Here is a 13,997-nt window from a genome sequence, read left to right on the forward strand (position 1 = left end):
TCTGACAGACGGGAGAAAGCGATGGAAGCGGCCGGAATTATCTGCGAATACAATCCTCTTCACCTGGGCCATTGCCGGCATATGGAAGAAACCCGAGCCCTCCTGGGCGGGGAAACCCCCATTGTATGCGCCATGAGCGGCAATTTCGTACAGCGGGGAGACTTCGCCGTACTTAACAAGCTCAGCCGGGCGGAGGCCGCCGTGAAAAGCGGGGCCGACCTGGTGCTGGAGCTGCCGCTTCCCTATGCCCTTTCCTCGGCGGAGGGATTTGCTCTGGGCGGAATCAAAGTGCTTTCCGCCACCGGAATGGTCACGCACCTGTCCTTCGGAAGCGAGTCGGGAAACCTGGAGGAACTGGAACGGGCCGCCCGGTGCCTACTGTCAGAGGAGTTTCCGCCGGTTTTGAAAGAAGAGCTGTCGAAGGGCGCAGCCTTCGGTGCGGCGCGGCAGCGGGCGGCGGAGCGCCTTATGGGGAAGGGGGCCGAGGTGCTGCGAAGTCCGAACAACATCCTGGCTGTGGAATACCTGAAAGCGCTGTATCGGGTTGGGGCGTCCATCCGCCCCATGACGATTTGCAGGGAAGGCGCGGATCACGACGCGGGAGAGCCGGAGAACGGCTTATTTTCCGCGTCGGGACTTCGGGAGCTTCTTCTGCGGGGAGATGAGGAAGCGGCGGCTCGGTATATGCCGGAGGCGATGCGGGATATTCTGCGCCGGGAGACGGAAGCCGGCAGGGCGCCGGCGCGGGTATCAAACTGCGAAAGGGCAATCCTGGCCAGGCTCAGGACTCTGACGGCGGAAGATTTCCTGTCCATTCCGGACGTGGGGGAAGGGCTGGAACGGCGCCTTTTCCGTGCGGCTTTGCGGGAAACCTCCTTTGCCCGGACGGCGGACGCCGTCAAAACCAAGCGGTACGCCCACTCGAGAATCCGCAGAATCCTTCTCTGCGCCTATCTGGGAATCACAAAGGACGATTTTCCGGAAGTTCCGCCGTATCTCAGGGTTCTGGCGTTCAACGAGCGGGGGAGGGGACTTCTCCGCGAGATGAAAAAACGCTCCAAGGTCCCGATTGTCACACGGCCGGCCCGGATCAAGACCCTCCCGGAGGAGGGACGCACACTCTTCCAGCTGGAGCGCCGGGCGACGGATCTGTACGTTCTGGCCTACCCGGACCTTCAAAACAGCTGGGGAGGGCAGGAATGGAGCGCCGGCGCCGTGCGGATATAACACCAACCAATATATGCCAAACAAAACCGCCGCATGGGGCCAAAGGCTCCGCGCGGCGGTTTTATATATCATACTGGACTTCAATAAAAATGCCCATACGACAAATGAGACGGTACGGTTGCCCCCCCCGCCGGAGGCGGGGGGGGCAACCGTACCGTCTTGTTTCATCTTTTTATTGGATAATAGTATCAGCGGGTAAATTTTATTATTTAATGTGCACATGGCTGTTGATATGGTCCTCGCAGTAGCAGTAATATCCGTTGCATTTGGAGCAGTACCGGAATTCCATATCGGGATAGTCGGTGTCGGTTTTCCCGCAGACCGCGCACTTATGGTGGTAGCCCTTCTGCTGCTGCTGCGCTTTCGTTGCCTTTTGAAAATTGATGGTGCGTTTGGAATACCGGCTCCTGAGCCGCTGCGCCGTACCGATAATCGTGGAATGGAAAAAGACGAAATAGTTGAGAAGAGCCAGCAGCGGCAGAAGGTTCAACGGGAAGGACAGGGTTATGACCTCCCATAGGAAAAGCGCGGCGCTCAGCCAGCCCAGCCATTTCATTTTGATGGGAAGTATAAAGAAAAGCAACACGGTAAAATCGGGATACAGCGTGGCAAAGGCGAAAAATAGGGACAGATTGATGTAATATGCGCTGGCCAGAGAATACGCTCCGTATCCGAAGGCAAGCCCCACCACCAGGGCGGCAACGGCGGTGATTACCATACCGCCGATATAATAGAGAGTAAACTTCGCAGAACCCCATTCCCGCTCCAGGGCGTTTCCAATGATGTAGTAAAAATACATGGAAATGGCGAAAAAGAAAATATTCTGGTTTCCCACAGGCACAAAAATAAAGGTCACGAGGCGCCAAATCTGTCCCTGCAGAATTGCGTAGGGGACAAAAGTGAGCCAGGACGTAAAGGTACCTGTGGTATTCATCGCGGAAAGGAGATAGACAATCACGTTTCCGGCGATGATGTATTTCATCAGATTGGGGATGCCGAACCGGCTGTGTTTGTAGCAAAACCGGTCGATCGCCCTGTCGAGAGAACTCACGGAAAACCCTCCATGTCGATTGATGGTTTCTATTTTACTCTGTATCGGAAGCAAAGTCCATAAAAAAACTGTGAACAATAGGGAACCGGGATGAACACTCCGGGCGTTTTGTCTATTGGTATTGTTGGCTGCATGTGGTATAATACCGCCGTAGTCGGTATTATACCACGCTTGACGGCACGATTTGCTCCCGCCCTTCAGGCGGAACCGCAAACGATGCCACATATCGCGAATTTGCGGTATACACCGCCGTAGCCGGTATTATACCACGCTTGACGGCACGATTTGCTCCCGCTCTTCAGGCGGAACCGCAAACGATGCCGCATATCGCGAATTTGCGGTATACACCACGAAGTCTGCATTCAATACGCTTCAGGAGGCAGCATGAGTATACTGAGAGACCCCTCGCTGGCCGCGGAGGGGCGGCGGAAAATCGAATGGGTGCGCTCCTTTATGCCAGTATTATCCGGAATCGAGGAGCGGTTTATACGGGAACAGCCGTTTCGCGGTATGCGCGTCACGGTTTCGGTCCATCTGGAGGCCAAAACGGCGAATCTCGCCTACGTTCTCAGCCGGGGAGGCGCCGAGGTCCGGGCCACGGGCAGCAATCCCCTGTCCACCCAGGACGATGTGGCAGCGGGCCTTGCTTCCCTGGGGGTGGAAACTTTCGCGTTTCACGGGGCAAGCCCCGAAGAGTATAAAAGCCATCTGACCGCCGCCCTGGGACATCATCCGGAACTCGTCGTGGACGACGGGGGAGACCTGGTGGACCTGCTGGGGAGTTCCTGCGCCGGATTGGGCGACCGCCTGGTGGGCGGCTGCGAGGAGACCACCACGGGGATCCTACGCCTGAAGGCCCGGGAGCGGGAAGGAATTCTGCCCTGCGCCATGATGGCGGTGAACGACGCGAAAAGCAAGCGGTATTACGACAATAAATACGGCACCGGCCAGTCGGTCTGGGACGCATTCATGCACACCACCAACCTGCTGGTGGCGGGAAAGACCGTGGTGGTGGCCGGATACGGCTGGTGCGGTCGGGGGATCGCCCTGCGAGCCAACGGCCTGGGGGCGGACGTCGTGGTGACGGAGGTGGATCCCTTCAAGGCCCTGGAGGCCGCCATGGACAGCTTTCGGGTGATGACCATGGCGGAGGCTTCGCCTCTGGGGGATATCTTCATAACCGCCACGGGCTGCCGGGACGTAATAACGGCGGAACATTTCCGGAGGATGAAAGACAACGCATTTCTGGCAAACGCCGGACACTTCAACTGCGAGGTGGACGTCAGGGGCCTTACTGAAGCGGCGGTTTCCCTCCGGGAGAGGCGGCAGAACATCACAGGATACGAGATGCCGGACGGGCGGACGCTCAACCTCCTGGCCGAGGGGCGGCTGGTGAACCTGGCGGCCGGGAACGGACACCCGGCGGAAATCATGGACTTGAGCTTCGCCGTGCAGGCCCTGTCTCTGGAGTGGCTGTCCAAACACGAGAAAGATCTCTCCCGGCGGCTTTACAGCGTACCGGAGGAGATCGACGGGGAGATCGCCGGGCTGAAGCTTCAGTCCATGGGGATGAAAATCGACTCGCTGACGAAGGAACAGAAAGAATACCTGCGCGGATGGCAGGTAGACTGACTAAAAATATAGAGTTTAAAATCAAGACAAGGGGATAGAGTTATGAGCAATCGAGTATTTACTTCCGAATCGGTAACCGAGGGACACCCGGACAAACTATGCGACCAGATTTCCGACGCGGTGCTGGACGCCATTCTGGCCCAGGACAAGAACGCCAGGGTGGCCTGCGAGACCATCGCCACCACCGGTATGGCCCTGGTGATGGGCGAGATTTCCACCAACTGTTATGTGGACATCCCCCATATCGTTCGCAACACCATGAAAAATATCGGATACACCAACCCGGCTTACGGGTTCGACTGTAATTCCTGCGCGGTGCTCACCGCCATCGACGAGCAAAGCCCGGATATCGCCCTGGGCGTGGACAAATCCTTTGAATACAAGGAAAGCGGGACGGACGAGGCCGATCTCATCGGCGCGGGAGATCAGGGCATGATGTTCGGCTTCGCCTGCGACGAGACGCCGGAGCTCATGCCGGCGCCCATCTCCATGGCCCACCAGCTTTCGGCGAAACTGGCCGCCGTGCGCAAGAGCGGGGAGCTTCCCTGGCTCCGGCCGGACGGAAAAAGTCAGGTCTCCGTGGAGTACGGAGACGACGGGCAGATCCTGCGCTGCGGCACCGTGGTGGTCTCCGCCCAGCACGACCCGGACGTTTCTCTGAAGGATCTCCGGGAGGCGATCGTCGAGCTGGTGATCCGGCCCGTCATTCCTGAAAAATACCTGGATAAGAAAACCCAGATCTTCGTCAATCCCACAGGCCGTTTCGTAGTGGGCGGCCCCGTAGGGGACTCGGGCCTCACCGGGCGGAAGATCATCGTGGATACCTACGGCGGTTACGCCGCCCACGGCGGCGGATGCTTCTCCGGCAAGGACCCCACCAAGGTGGACCGGAGCGCCGCGTATATGGCAAGGCACGTCGCCAAGAACATCGTGGCCGCGGGGCTGGCCAGACGCTGCGACATCCAGGTGGCTTACGCCATCGGCGTTGCGCACCCCGTGTCCGTCATGATCGATACCAAGGGGACCGGCCTTCTGCCGGACGAAAAAATCGCGGAGATCGTGAACCGCTGCTTCGACCTGCGCCCGGCCAAGATCATCTCCTATCTGGACCTGCGGCGCCCGATTTACCTCCAGACGGCGGCTTACGGGCACTTCGGACGTCCCGAGCTTAACCTGCCCTGGGAGAGCACTCACCGGGCGGAGGAACTGAGATCCTACCTGAAATAACAGGCCCGTCAGGCGGGCAGGGGGCCGGAAGACTATCGTTTCCGGTGCCCTGCCCGCCGCGGCGCGGTCGGGGCGGAATACTCGCGGGAGGACGGAGATCGGATTGCTGAAGGTATTATATCTGCTCAATTATGCGGGCAAAGCGGGAACTGAGCGTTATGTCCAGACTCTGGTGCGGTATCTGAAAGATGAAAAAATCGATGCCTACTTTGCTTACAACGAAGAGGGCCTCCTGGTGGAGCGGATGCGGGGCATGGGGGTTCCCGTTTTTCGGATCGAAATGCGCAGCCGGTTTGATTTCCGGGCGGCAAAAGAGCTGGCGGAGCTGTGCAAACGGCTGGGGATCGATCTGATCCACTGCCACTACCTTCGGGAAAACTATATCGCCATGCTCTCCAAACGCCGCAATCCGGGCGTCCGCGTGGTGTACACCAGCCATTTCATCCTGGCAAACGATTTTATGACCCGGCTTTCCAACCGCATTCTCAGCCCGAAGCAGGACCGGGTCATCGCGGTGTGCACACGGGGGAAGGAACAGCTGATCCGAAACGGGCTGGATCCTAAAAAGATCCGGGTGATCTTCAACGCCGTGGATCCCACGGTATGGAGTTCCCCGGAAAAGTCCACCCTCCGGGAGGAATTCGGCATCGGGAAAGACGAATTCGTCATGCTCTGCGCCTCCCGGTTTGCCGGCGACAAGGGGCATAAATACCTGGTGGATTCCCTGGGACTTCTGAAAACACTTACCGACCGGCCGTTTCGCATGGTCCTGGCGGGCGACGGGCCGCTGCTGGAGGAAACGAAGGAACAGGTTCAAAGGCTGGGGCTTCAGGGAAATGTGGTTTTCGCCGGTTTCCGCCAGGATATCAAGAACCTTTTCGACGGCAGCGATCTCTACGTCAATTCCTCGCAGCACGAGGCGCTGAGTTTTCTGATCCTGGAGGCGCTGGCTTCGGGCCTGCCCGCCGTCGTCACGGACATGGGGGGCAACAACGACATTGTGAACCAGGAGGCCGGCTGCGGCATTCTGGTGGAATACGACAATCCCGAGTCCATGGCGGGGGCCATGAAAACGCTCATGGAGGACAAGGAGCTCCTGGCCCGGTACCGAAAGGGAGCCAGAAGGATTGTGGAGGAGAAATTCCACGTCCGGACCATGATCGAAAAGACATATGAAGTGTATGAAGCCGCCATGGCCGGAGGGCCGGCGGAAGCGTAGAAAGGCGGAGAGCGGATGGAAATCGCTCAAAACAGCGTTCTGCTCCGGCAGGGAGGACAGTTTGTCGACCGGTATCTCGCGTTGTACGCGGAAAGCGGCAGCAGGCGGTTTTTCGCGGCGGCGGGCCGCGGCTTCCGGGAGGATATTTCCCGCAGCCGGGTCTGCGAGGCCGCGCGCAGGGAGGGGACTTTTTCGCGGTCCTGGGAGAAGAGCGGATTTTTCCGCTTTCTGGAGGTCGTACTCAATCTTCCGCCTCTGGTCCTGCAGTGGATTTATGCAAAGACCGGAGGCGCCCTGGAGGGAAGCACCGTATTCCGGGGGCTCAATTTCCTGGGCGACCGGCTGGATCTTCTCATGGGGCTTTTTTTCTTCGCCATGCTGGTAGCGCCTCACGCCGTGTGGAACAATCTGTACGGGCTGATAGGGATTCTCGCGCTCATCTGCTTGTTTCTCATCTGGCTCATGCGCAGGCCGAAGGCCCGGGTGCACGTGAAATATTTCACCGTATACCTGGCTCTGTACGGAATCTGGATTATCTACGGATTTGCAAGCTCGCTAAGCAGATCCCTGAGCCTTCGCTTTTTCCTGTTCCATATCACCTGTTTTCTCATCGTATTTTTGGTCGTCAGCCGCATCGGAAGCTACCGGCAGCTGAAACGGCTGATCGGCTTTGCTCTGGCGGGACTGACTTTGAGCGGGCTCTACGGATGCTATCAGGGAGTCGTGGGAGTGGCCGTGGTGGCCTCCCAGGCGGACCTGGCCCTCAACGCGGGCATGCCCGGACGAATCTACTCGTTTTTCGACAACCCCAACAATTTTGCGGAAATTCTCGTGATGCTGATTCCGTTTTACCTGGCGTTTATTCTAAACGCCAAAAGCTTCCGGGCGAGGGCGCTGATTATCGCGGCGGGATTGCCGCCTCTGGCCTCCATCGCCCTGACCTATTCCCGTTCGGGCTGGATCGGACTCGCCCTGGCCGTTTTGATCTTTCTCGCCTTCCAGAACTGGAGGTTCGTCCCGCTGTTTGTATTACTGGGGCTTGCCTCCCTCCCGTTTCTGCCCAAGACGATCATCAACCGGATCCTCACCATCGGCAATACGGAGGACACCTCCACTATGTACCGCTTTGCCATCTATAAGGCGGTATTCCGGCTCCTCCGGGATTTCTGGGCCACGGGCGTTGGCCTGGGCAGCGACATCATGAAGCGGATATTCCAGAATTACCCCCCCATGTTCGACGGGAACTACCCCATCCACAGTCATGACAATTATCTGCAGATCTGGGGCGAGACCGGGATCCTGGGGATTGTCGCCTACATTGCCGTTCTCCTGGCCCAGCTGAAGGCGGGAATCCTCCGGATTTCCCGCAGGACCTGTCCCCGGGAGGTGAGGAACGTAACCCTCGCGGCCGTTTCCGGGCTGTGCGGGATCTTGGTGGTGGGCATCGCGGAGTACACCTGGTTTTATCCGCGGAACATGTTCCTCTTCTGGTTTCTTTTCGCCGTCATCGGAGCCGGCGTCAAGCTGGCGGACAAAAGCGCCAGAGAGGGCGCGGCGGAGGCCGTCGGAGAAAACCCGGCGGGAAAGCCCTCCGATGCGCAGGCTCGCTGATACGGTATACGTTGGACGAAATCAAGAATCCCCGCCCTTTCCGAAGAGAAAGGGCGGGGATTTACTATGCTGTGGGGTAGAGCGGCTTAATCCTGGGATTCCGGCGGCTGTTTCTCCCCGGCGTTTTTTCCGGGTTCCGTTTCCTCATGCCCGGCCTCTTTGTTTGATGCATCCTTTTCCGGATCCATTTCCAAAGGAGTTTCTTCCTCCGCCGAAGCGGCGGCGGGAGCCTCCTCCGGCTTTTCGGCGTCCGCTTCGGGAGCGGGGGAGGCGGGCCGGGAGCTTCCTTTCGTCCCGCTCTTTTTGGGCCGGGTACCGATGCGTTTGACCGGCTTGAAGGCATCCTCCACCAAAGCGGGATCCTTGCCTTCCAGAATGGCCATCATTTCCGCACCGGTGATGGTCTCCTTCTGGAGCAGATATTCGGCTATCTTGTCCAGCATGTCCCGGTTTTCCTGCAGGATCAGCTTGGAATCCTCCAGGCAGGAGCTGATGACCTCCATGACCTCCTTATCGATGGCGGCGGAGGTTTCCTGAGCGCAGTTTAAGATGGAGTTGCCCTCCAGGTACTGGTTCTGGACATTGCCCAGGGCCACCATGCCGAACCGGTCGCTCATGCCATATGTGGTGATCATCTTCCGGGTCAGGTCGGTGGCACGCTCAATGTCGTTGGCGGCGCCGCTGGTTTTGATGCTGAAGACCAGCATTTCGGCCGCGCGGCCGGCCACCAGGGTGCGGATCTCAGTGAGGATGTCGTCCTTGGACAGGAGGAATTTTTCCTCCTCGGGAAGCTGCATAGTATATCCCAGCGCCCCGTGGGTATGGGGCACGATGGTGATTTTCTGAACCGGCTGGGCGTGTTTCTGTTTTGCGGCAACCAGAGCGTGGCCCACCTCGTGATAGGCGATGATCCGCTTTTCCTGCTCGGTGAGAACCGTGCCCTTTTTCTCGCTGCCCGCGATGACCAGCTCGAAGGAAACCAGCAGGTCCTCCTGGTTGACCGCGTGACGACCCAGGCGGACGGCCCGGAGGGCGGCTTCGTTGACCAGATTGGCAAGGTCGGCGCCCACGGCTCCGGCAGTGGCCTGAGCGATCCGGGTCAGATCCACGTCCTCGGCGAGGTTGATGCCCCGGGTGTGCACCTGCAGGGTGGCAAGCCGGCCGGCCAGATTGGGTCTGTCCACAGTGATCCGCCGGTCAAAGCGGCCGGGACGCAGAAGCGCTTTGTCCAGCACCTCCGGCCGGTTGGTGGCCGCCAGGACGATGAGGCCCTTGGAGGTGTCGAATCCGTCCAGCTCGGCCAGAAGCTGGTTGAGGGTCTGCTCCCGTTCGTCGTTGCCTCCGCCGAAGCGGGAATCCCGGCTTTTTCCGATGGTATCGATTTCGTCGATGAATATGATGGCGGGAGCCATTTTCGCCGCCTGCTGGAACAGGTCGCGCACCCGGGAGGCGCCCACGCCCACGAACATCTCCACGAAGTCCGAACCGGAGATGGAGAAGAAAGGAACGTTGGCCTCGCCGGCCACGGCCTTGGCCAGGAGCGTCTTGCCCGTACCGGGAGAGCCCACCAGCAGAGCGCCCCTGGGGAGCTTCGCGCCGATGGCGGTGTACTTCTGGGGATGATGCAGAAAGTCGATGATCTCCTGGAGGGATTCCTTGGCTTCATCCTGGCCGGCCACATCCCGGAAGGTGACGCCGGTCTGTTTTTCCACATAGACCTTGGCATTGCTCTTCCCGAAGCCGCCGATCCCGCCGCCCATTTTCCCGCTCATGTTCCGCATCAGGTAGTTAAAGAGCAGGAACAGAATCAGCATGGGCAGTATCCAGGATACCAGGAAACTGATGATGGGAGAAAGCTCCTGCTTGACGGGACTGAAGTAGGTCACATTGTACTCGTCCAGCAGAGACAGCAGATCCGGATTTTCGATGATGCCGGTATAGAGGACCTCGGTTTTCTGGTCCGTGGTCCCGGTTTCGGTTGTATCCGTTTCCGTCTGCTTGGGGGTGATAAGCAGCATGTTGTCCTGGATTTCAACGGTATCCACCTGTCCGCTTCTCACCATGGAAACAAACTCGTTGTATTTGATTTCCCTCGTGGTGGAGGAGGAATACAGCGAGGTCATGTAGTTGACGATCAGCGTAATAAACAGCGCCCACAGGACGATGGCTACGATACCGGTATAGTTGTTCTTGTTTTCTTTCTTGGGTTTCAATCCAATGCCTCCTTCGGCAAAAACTGACGGAGCTTAAGCTGCGCCTTGAAAATCCGGCCGATCCGGCGCCCGGCGGAATAGCGGGCATAAATATACCGATACCGCCGCCGTACCTCGGCTGCGCCCGGCAGCCAAAACAGCGGTATACGTCCGAAAATCCGGTTTCTTTGAGATTATTGTATCATGATACTGTCATTTATACAATAAAAGCAACTTTGTTTTTCATTAACTTTCTGTGAATGCCGGAAGCGCACCTTTGGAAAAGCCGGAAAAAGGCAGCAGGAAGTGCTTTTTATACCACAGGCGTTGTGGTATAATACCCGCATAGCGGCTATTATACCGCGTTTATGGCGCGGTTTGCTCCCGCCCCTGGGGGCGGAACCGCAAACGATGCCATATGCTGCGAAACGCATCGCGTTGGCAGCATAGTACCCGCATAGCGTCTATTATACCGCGTTTATGGCGCGATTTGCTCCCGCCCTCCAGGCGGAACCACAAACGATGCCATCTTCCCCGGGCCGCGGTATTCTTCCGAGAAGCGAATTCCCGGAAAAAATCATATCGATTAATTTTCGCCTTCGGCGAAAACGCTGCGAGACATTATCTGAATGCGCATACGGCAGGTCAGATCATACATGACAGCGCGCCTGGCCCCTTGCGGGGCAACCGGCCGCGAAACGGAGGAAACCATGAAAGACGACCGTCCTCACAACGGCGGAACCCGGGCAAACAGTGCCGACGGGAAAACCCATGAAGCGGAAGGGCCGCTTTCCGCGGAGGCGGACGGCATCATCGAGGGCAGAAACGCCGTTTTGGAGGCGCTGCGGGCCGGGACCGCCATAGACAAGCTCTATGTCAGCCGGGGGGAAACCGACCGCACGCTGGGCAGAATTGTACAAATGGCCCGTGAGAAGGGCGTTCCGGTTTCGGAAGCCGACCGGCGGAAGCTGGATGCTATGAGCCGGACCCGGGCCCATCAGGGGGTCATCGCGGTTTCCGCGGTGCGGGAATACGCCACTGTGGAAGATATTTTAAACCGTGCCAGAGAAAAGGGGGAGCCGCCCCTGGTGGTAATCTGCGACGAAATCACTGATCCGCAGAACCTGGGCGCGATTGTGCGCACCTGCGAATGCGCGGGCGCCCACGGCGTGATCCTGCCGAAACGGCGCAGCGCCGGCCTTACCGCGTCCGTGGCCAAAGCTTCCGCAGGCGCCATATCCTACGTGCCGGTGGCGAGGGTATCCAACCTTTCCATGCTCCTGCGGCAGCTGAAGCAGCAGGGCATCTGGATTTTCGGCGCGGCAGCCGGTTCCGATACGCCTCTGTACCGGGCGGATTTCAAAGGTCCGGCGGCCATTGTCATCGGTTCGGAGGGCACGGGCATGAGCCGGCTGGTGGAGGAAGGCTGCGACTTTACGGTGAGCATCCCTCTGCGGGGAGAGATCTCCTCCCTGAACGCTTCCGCCGCCGCGGCCGTTTTACTGTACGAGGCGGTGCGGCAGAGAACCACTTGAATTTATGCATCAGGCAGAGAACAGAGAAGGCTTCGGGAAGAAACAGCGCATAATAAGGTGGACGCAGGATGGAAAAAGACAAAAAAGATAAATCGGAATCACTGGACGAGCTCGGCCTGGAAAATACCACCGAGATCCTGCGGGGTCTGGAGGACGTGGATAAGGCGGACTGCTCTCTGGAGGAAATACTGGCGGAATTCCGCGCGGAAAAACCGCTGAAGGTGGATATCCGGAAACCCTGGGCAAACGACGGGGAGCTGCCGGAGCCGGACGTGGAGCTGCCCGCACAGGAAGCCGGCGGCGTAGCGTTCACCCCGGAAGAAGCGGGCACCACCGCGCAGGAAGTACCGCCCGGGCCGGAGATCCCTGAAAAACGGGAAAGCGATGGCGGGAATACCCGGGTGATCCGCCTGGAAGGTTTCCGCAGAGCAAAGGAGCCGGACGGCGGGGTTTCTTCCGAACCTCCGGCGGAACCCACAGGGAAGACGGGAAAACTGCTCTTCTGGAAGCGGCCGAAGGCGGAACCGGAAGCGGCGGAACCGGATGAAGAGGAGCAGGAAGAGGAGCAGGAGAACGACGGGAAGGAAGAGCCGGCTGACGGGGGAGAGTCCTTCGGAGAAGCGGAGGAAAAACCCCACAAGCCGCCCAGGCCGGAGGCGAGGCCGGAGGAAGCCGCCGCATACTACAGCAGGGGTCTCGGAAGTCTCAAGCTGCGGACGGTTTTGGTTTTGCTCATCAGCCTTCCCATGTGTTACCTCACCGTCTGGGATAAGCTGAACCTGCCCCTGCCATCTTTTGCCGCGGACAGCCTTTCCGTCCGCGTGTTTGCGCTGCTGGTGCTTCAGGCGGCGGCGACTTTCCTGGGACTGGACACGGTTTCCCGGGGGCTGTATTCTCTCATCCGGAGAAAGCCGGGAGCGGAAACCGCCGTGGCGGTTTCCTGCCTTGCCAGCCTTGCCGACGCGGCAACCATGCTGGTGCTCACCGACCGGGGGAATAACCCGCCTTACTGCGCCCTTGCGGCGCTGGCCCTTTTCTTTACCATGTGGGGAGGGTATCTCAGGCGCCGCGGCATGAAGGACAGCTGCAGGGCAGCGGCGGCCAGCGCCAGGCCCTATCTTGTGTATCACACGGAGGAAAACGGCTTTTTCAAACGGCAGAGCGGCATCGGGGGATTTGTAACGGGGACGGAGACCCCGGACGCCTCCGACAGGATATTCGGAAGAGTCCTGCCTCCCGTCCTGCTGGCAGCCTTTCTGTTTTCTCTTATCTCTTCTGCGGGACACGGCAATCCGAAGCTGTTTCTCTGGTGCCTGGCCGCCACGACAGCGGCCGCGGCCACCTATTCCGGGACGCTTTCCTTCGGCCTTCCTTTGGCTGGTTTGTCCCGACGGCTGTTTCACACGGGGGCGGGCCTTGCCGGCTGGGCCGGATGCTGCAGTCCGGTTTCCTCCTCCATCGTGCTCACCGACGGGGACCTGTTTCCTGCCGGGACGGTTTCCATCAACGGGATCAAGGTGTTCGGAGACTATTCTTTGGAAACGGTGACCTCCTATGCCGCAAGTATCATCGCCGCCTCGGGAAGCGGGCTGTCCAAGGCGTTCTGCGAGCTGGTGAAAACTCAGGGCGGTCTTTTGCGGCAGCCGGATCATTTCAGCTTCTATGAAAACGGCGGATATTCCGCTGAGCTGGAGGGGAAAACGGTCCTTGCCGGCTCCTCCGATTTCATGGCCCTCATGGGGGTGAGCCTTCCCCGGGGCCTGAAGCTGAAGAGCGGCGTGTTTCTCGCCGTGGACGGTTCGCTGGCGGGGGTATTCGCCATTATGTACAATCCCAACGAAGGGATCCGCAGCGCCCTGGCCTGCCTCATGCGAAGCAAACTCACGCCGGTTTTTGCGGTTCGGGACTTCAATATTACGCCCGCTATGCTCACACGCAAATTCAAGCTTAATTTTTCCCGGTGCGAATTTCCTCCCATCAAGAGGCGGCTGGAGCTTTCCGAAACGGGGGAGGGGAGCAAAGAGAATATCGCGGCTGTCCTGTGCAGAGAAGGTCTGGTCCCCTATGCCGACGCGGCGGTGGGCGGCCGCCGCCTGAGGACCGCCGTCCGCGCCAGCGCCTGGATCGCCTCCGCGGGCTCGGCCCTGGGCGTTCTCATGGCGTTTTATCTCACCTACATAGCCGCTTACGACGCCGTGACCCCTTTTCACCTTCTTCTGTATCTTCTGATGTGGTCGGTTCCCACCTTCCTGATCTCGGGATGGGTCAACCGGTTTTGACTGAAAGAGAGAGATTTTGCCGAA

At 59.0% G+C, this 13,997-nt stretch carries 9 protein-coding genes; 7 read left to right on the forward strand and 2 right to left on the reverse strand.

Annotation, left to right across the window (positions count from 1 at the left end):
• Positions 1-21 precede the first annotated feature (21 nt).
• On the forward strand, positions 22-1,227 hold the full coding sequence (locus B9A13_RS10390; protein WP_084235092.1) for a tRNA(Met) cytidine acetate ligase: 1,206 nt from the start codon (positions 22-24) through the stop codon (positions 1,225-1,227).
• A 205-nt stretch (positions 1,228-1,432) separates the two neighbouring features.
• Here B9A13_RS10390 and B9A13_RS10395 read toward each other — a convergent pair whose 3' ends face one another.
• The gene (locus tag B9A13_RS10395) at positions 1,433-2,278 is read right to left on the reverse strand and encodes a rhomboid family intramembrane serine protease (RefSeq protein ID WP_242942841.1); all 846 of its coding nucleotides are present in this window, start codon (positions 2,276-2,278) and stop codon (positions 1,433-1,435) included.
• A gap of 384 nt (positions 2,279-2,662) precedes the next feature.
• Here B9A13_RS10395 and B9A13_RS10400 point away from each other — a divergent pair, with 384 nt between their 5' ends.
• The 4 genes from B9A13_RS10400 (at position 2,663) to B9A13_RS10415 (ending at position 7,967) form a co-directional block, all read left to right on the forward strand.
• Entirely contained in the window at positions 2,663-3,910 is a 1,248-nt protein-coding gene (locus B9A13_RS10400; protein WP_084235093.1) for an adenosylhomocysteinase, read from the forward strand.
• 42 nt (positions 3,911-3,952) lie between these two features.
• On the forward strand, positions 3,953-5,137 hold the full coding sequence (gene metK, locus B9A13_RS10405; RefSeq protein WP_084235094.1) for a methionine adenosyltransferase: 1,185 nt from the start codon (positions 3,953-3,955) through the stop codon (positions 5,135-5,137).
• A gap of 103 nt (positions 5,138-5,240) precedes the next feature.
• Positions 5,241-6,356, forward strand: coding sequence for a glycosyltransferase (locus B9A13_RS10410; RefSeq protein ID WP_084235095.1), 1,116 nt, complete (start codon positions 5,241-5,243; stop codon positions 6,354-6,356).
• 15 nt (positions 6,357-6,371) lie between these two features.
• Positions 6,372-7,967 carry an O-antigen ligase family protein gene (locus tag B9A13_RS10415; RefSeq protein WP_084235096.1) on the forward strand — a complete coding sequence of 532 codons (1,596 nt, stop codon included), beginning with the start codon at positions 6,372-6,374 and terminating at the stop codon, positions 7,965-7,967.
• A gap of 86 nt (positions 7,968-8,053) precedes the next feature.
• Here the strand turns inward: B9A13_RS10415 and ftsH are convergent, their stop codons facing one another.
• Positions 8,054-10,180 (reverse strand): ATP-dependent zinc metalloprotease FtsH, encoded by a 2,127-nt coding sequence (gene ftsH, locus B9A13_RS10420; protein WP_084235097.1) that lies wholly within the window; start codon positions 10,178-10,180, stop codon positions 8,054-8,056.
• A gap of 689 nt (positions 10,181-10,869) precedes the next feature.
• Between ftsH and rlmB the strand changes: the two genes are divergently transcribed.
• Complete coding sequence (gene rlmB, locus B9A13_RS10425; RefSeq protein WP_084235098.1) at positions 10,870-11,694, forward strand: 23S rRNA (guanosine(2251)-2'-O)-methyltransferase RlmB; 825 nt, start codon at positions 10,870-10,872, stop codon at positions 11,692-11,694.
• A 68-nt stretch (positions 11,695-11,762) separates the two neighbouring features.
• On the forward strand, positions 11,763-13,973 hold the full coding sequence (locus B9A13_RS10430; RefSeq protein WP_084235099.1) for a hypothetical protein: 2,211 nt from the start codon (positions 11,763-11,765) through the stop codon (positions 13,971-13,973).
• The last annotated feature ends 24 nt before the right edge of the window (positions 13,974-13,997 follow it).

It is taken from the genome of Papillibacter cinnamivorans DSM 12816 (genome assembly GCF_900176335.1).
In the GTDB taxonomy this organism is placed as follows: domain Bacteria; phylum Bacillota; class Clostridia; order Oscillospirales; family Oscillospiraceae; genus Papillibacter; species Papillibacter cinnamivorans.

What these genes read in the sequence shown, in the direction of transcription:
- B9A13_RS10415 (WP_084235096.1), top strand. Translation starts at nt 6,372, where the DNA reads ATGGAAATCGCTCAAAACAGCGTTCTGCTCCGGCAGGGAGGACAGTTT.
- rlmB (WP_084235098.1), top strand. Translation starts at nt 10,870, where the DNA reads ATGAAAGACGACCGTCCTCACAACGGCGGAACCCGGGCAAACAGTGCC.
- B9A13_RS10430 (WP_084235099.1), top strand. Translation starts at nt 11,763, where the DNA reads ATGGAAAAAGACAAAAAAGATAAATCGGAATCACTGGACGAGCTCGGC.
- metK (WP_084235094.1), top strand. Translation starts at nt 3,953, where the DNA reads ATGAGCAATCGAGTATTTACTTCCGAATCGGTAACCGAGGGACACCCG.
- B9A13_RS10390 (WP_084235092.1), top strand. Translation starts at nt 22, where the DNA reads ATGGAAGCGGCCGGAATTATCTGCGAATACAATCCTCTTCACCTGGGC.
- B9A13_RS10400 (WP_084235093.1), top strand. Translation starts at nt 2,663, where the DNA reads ATGAGTATACTGAGAGACCCCTCGCTGGCCGCGGAGGGGCGGCGGAAA.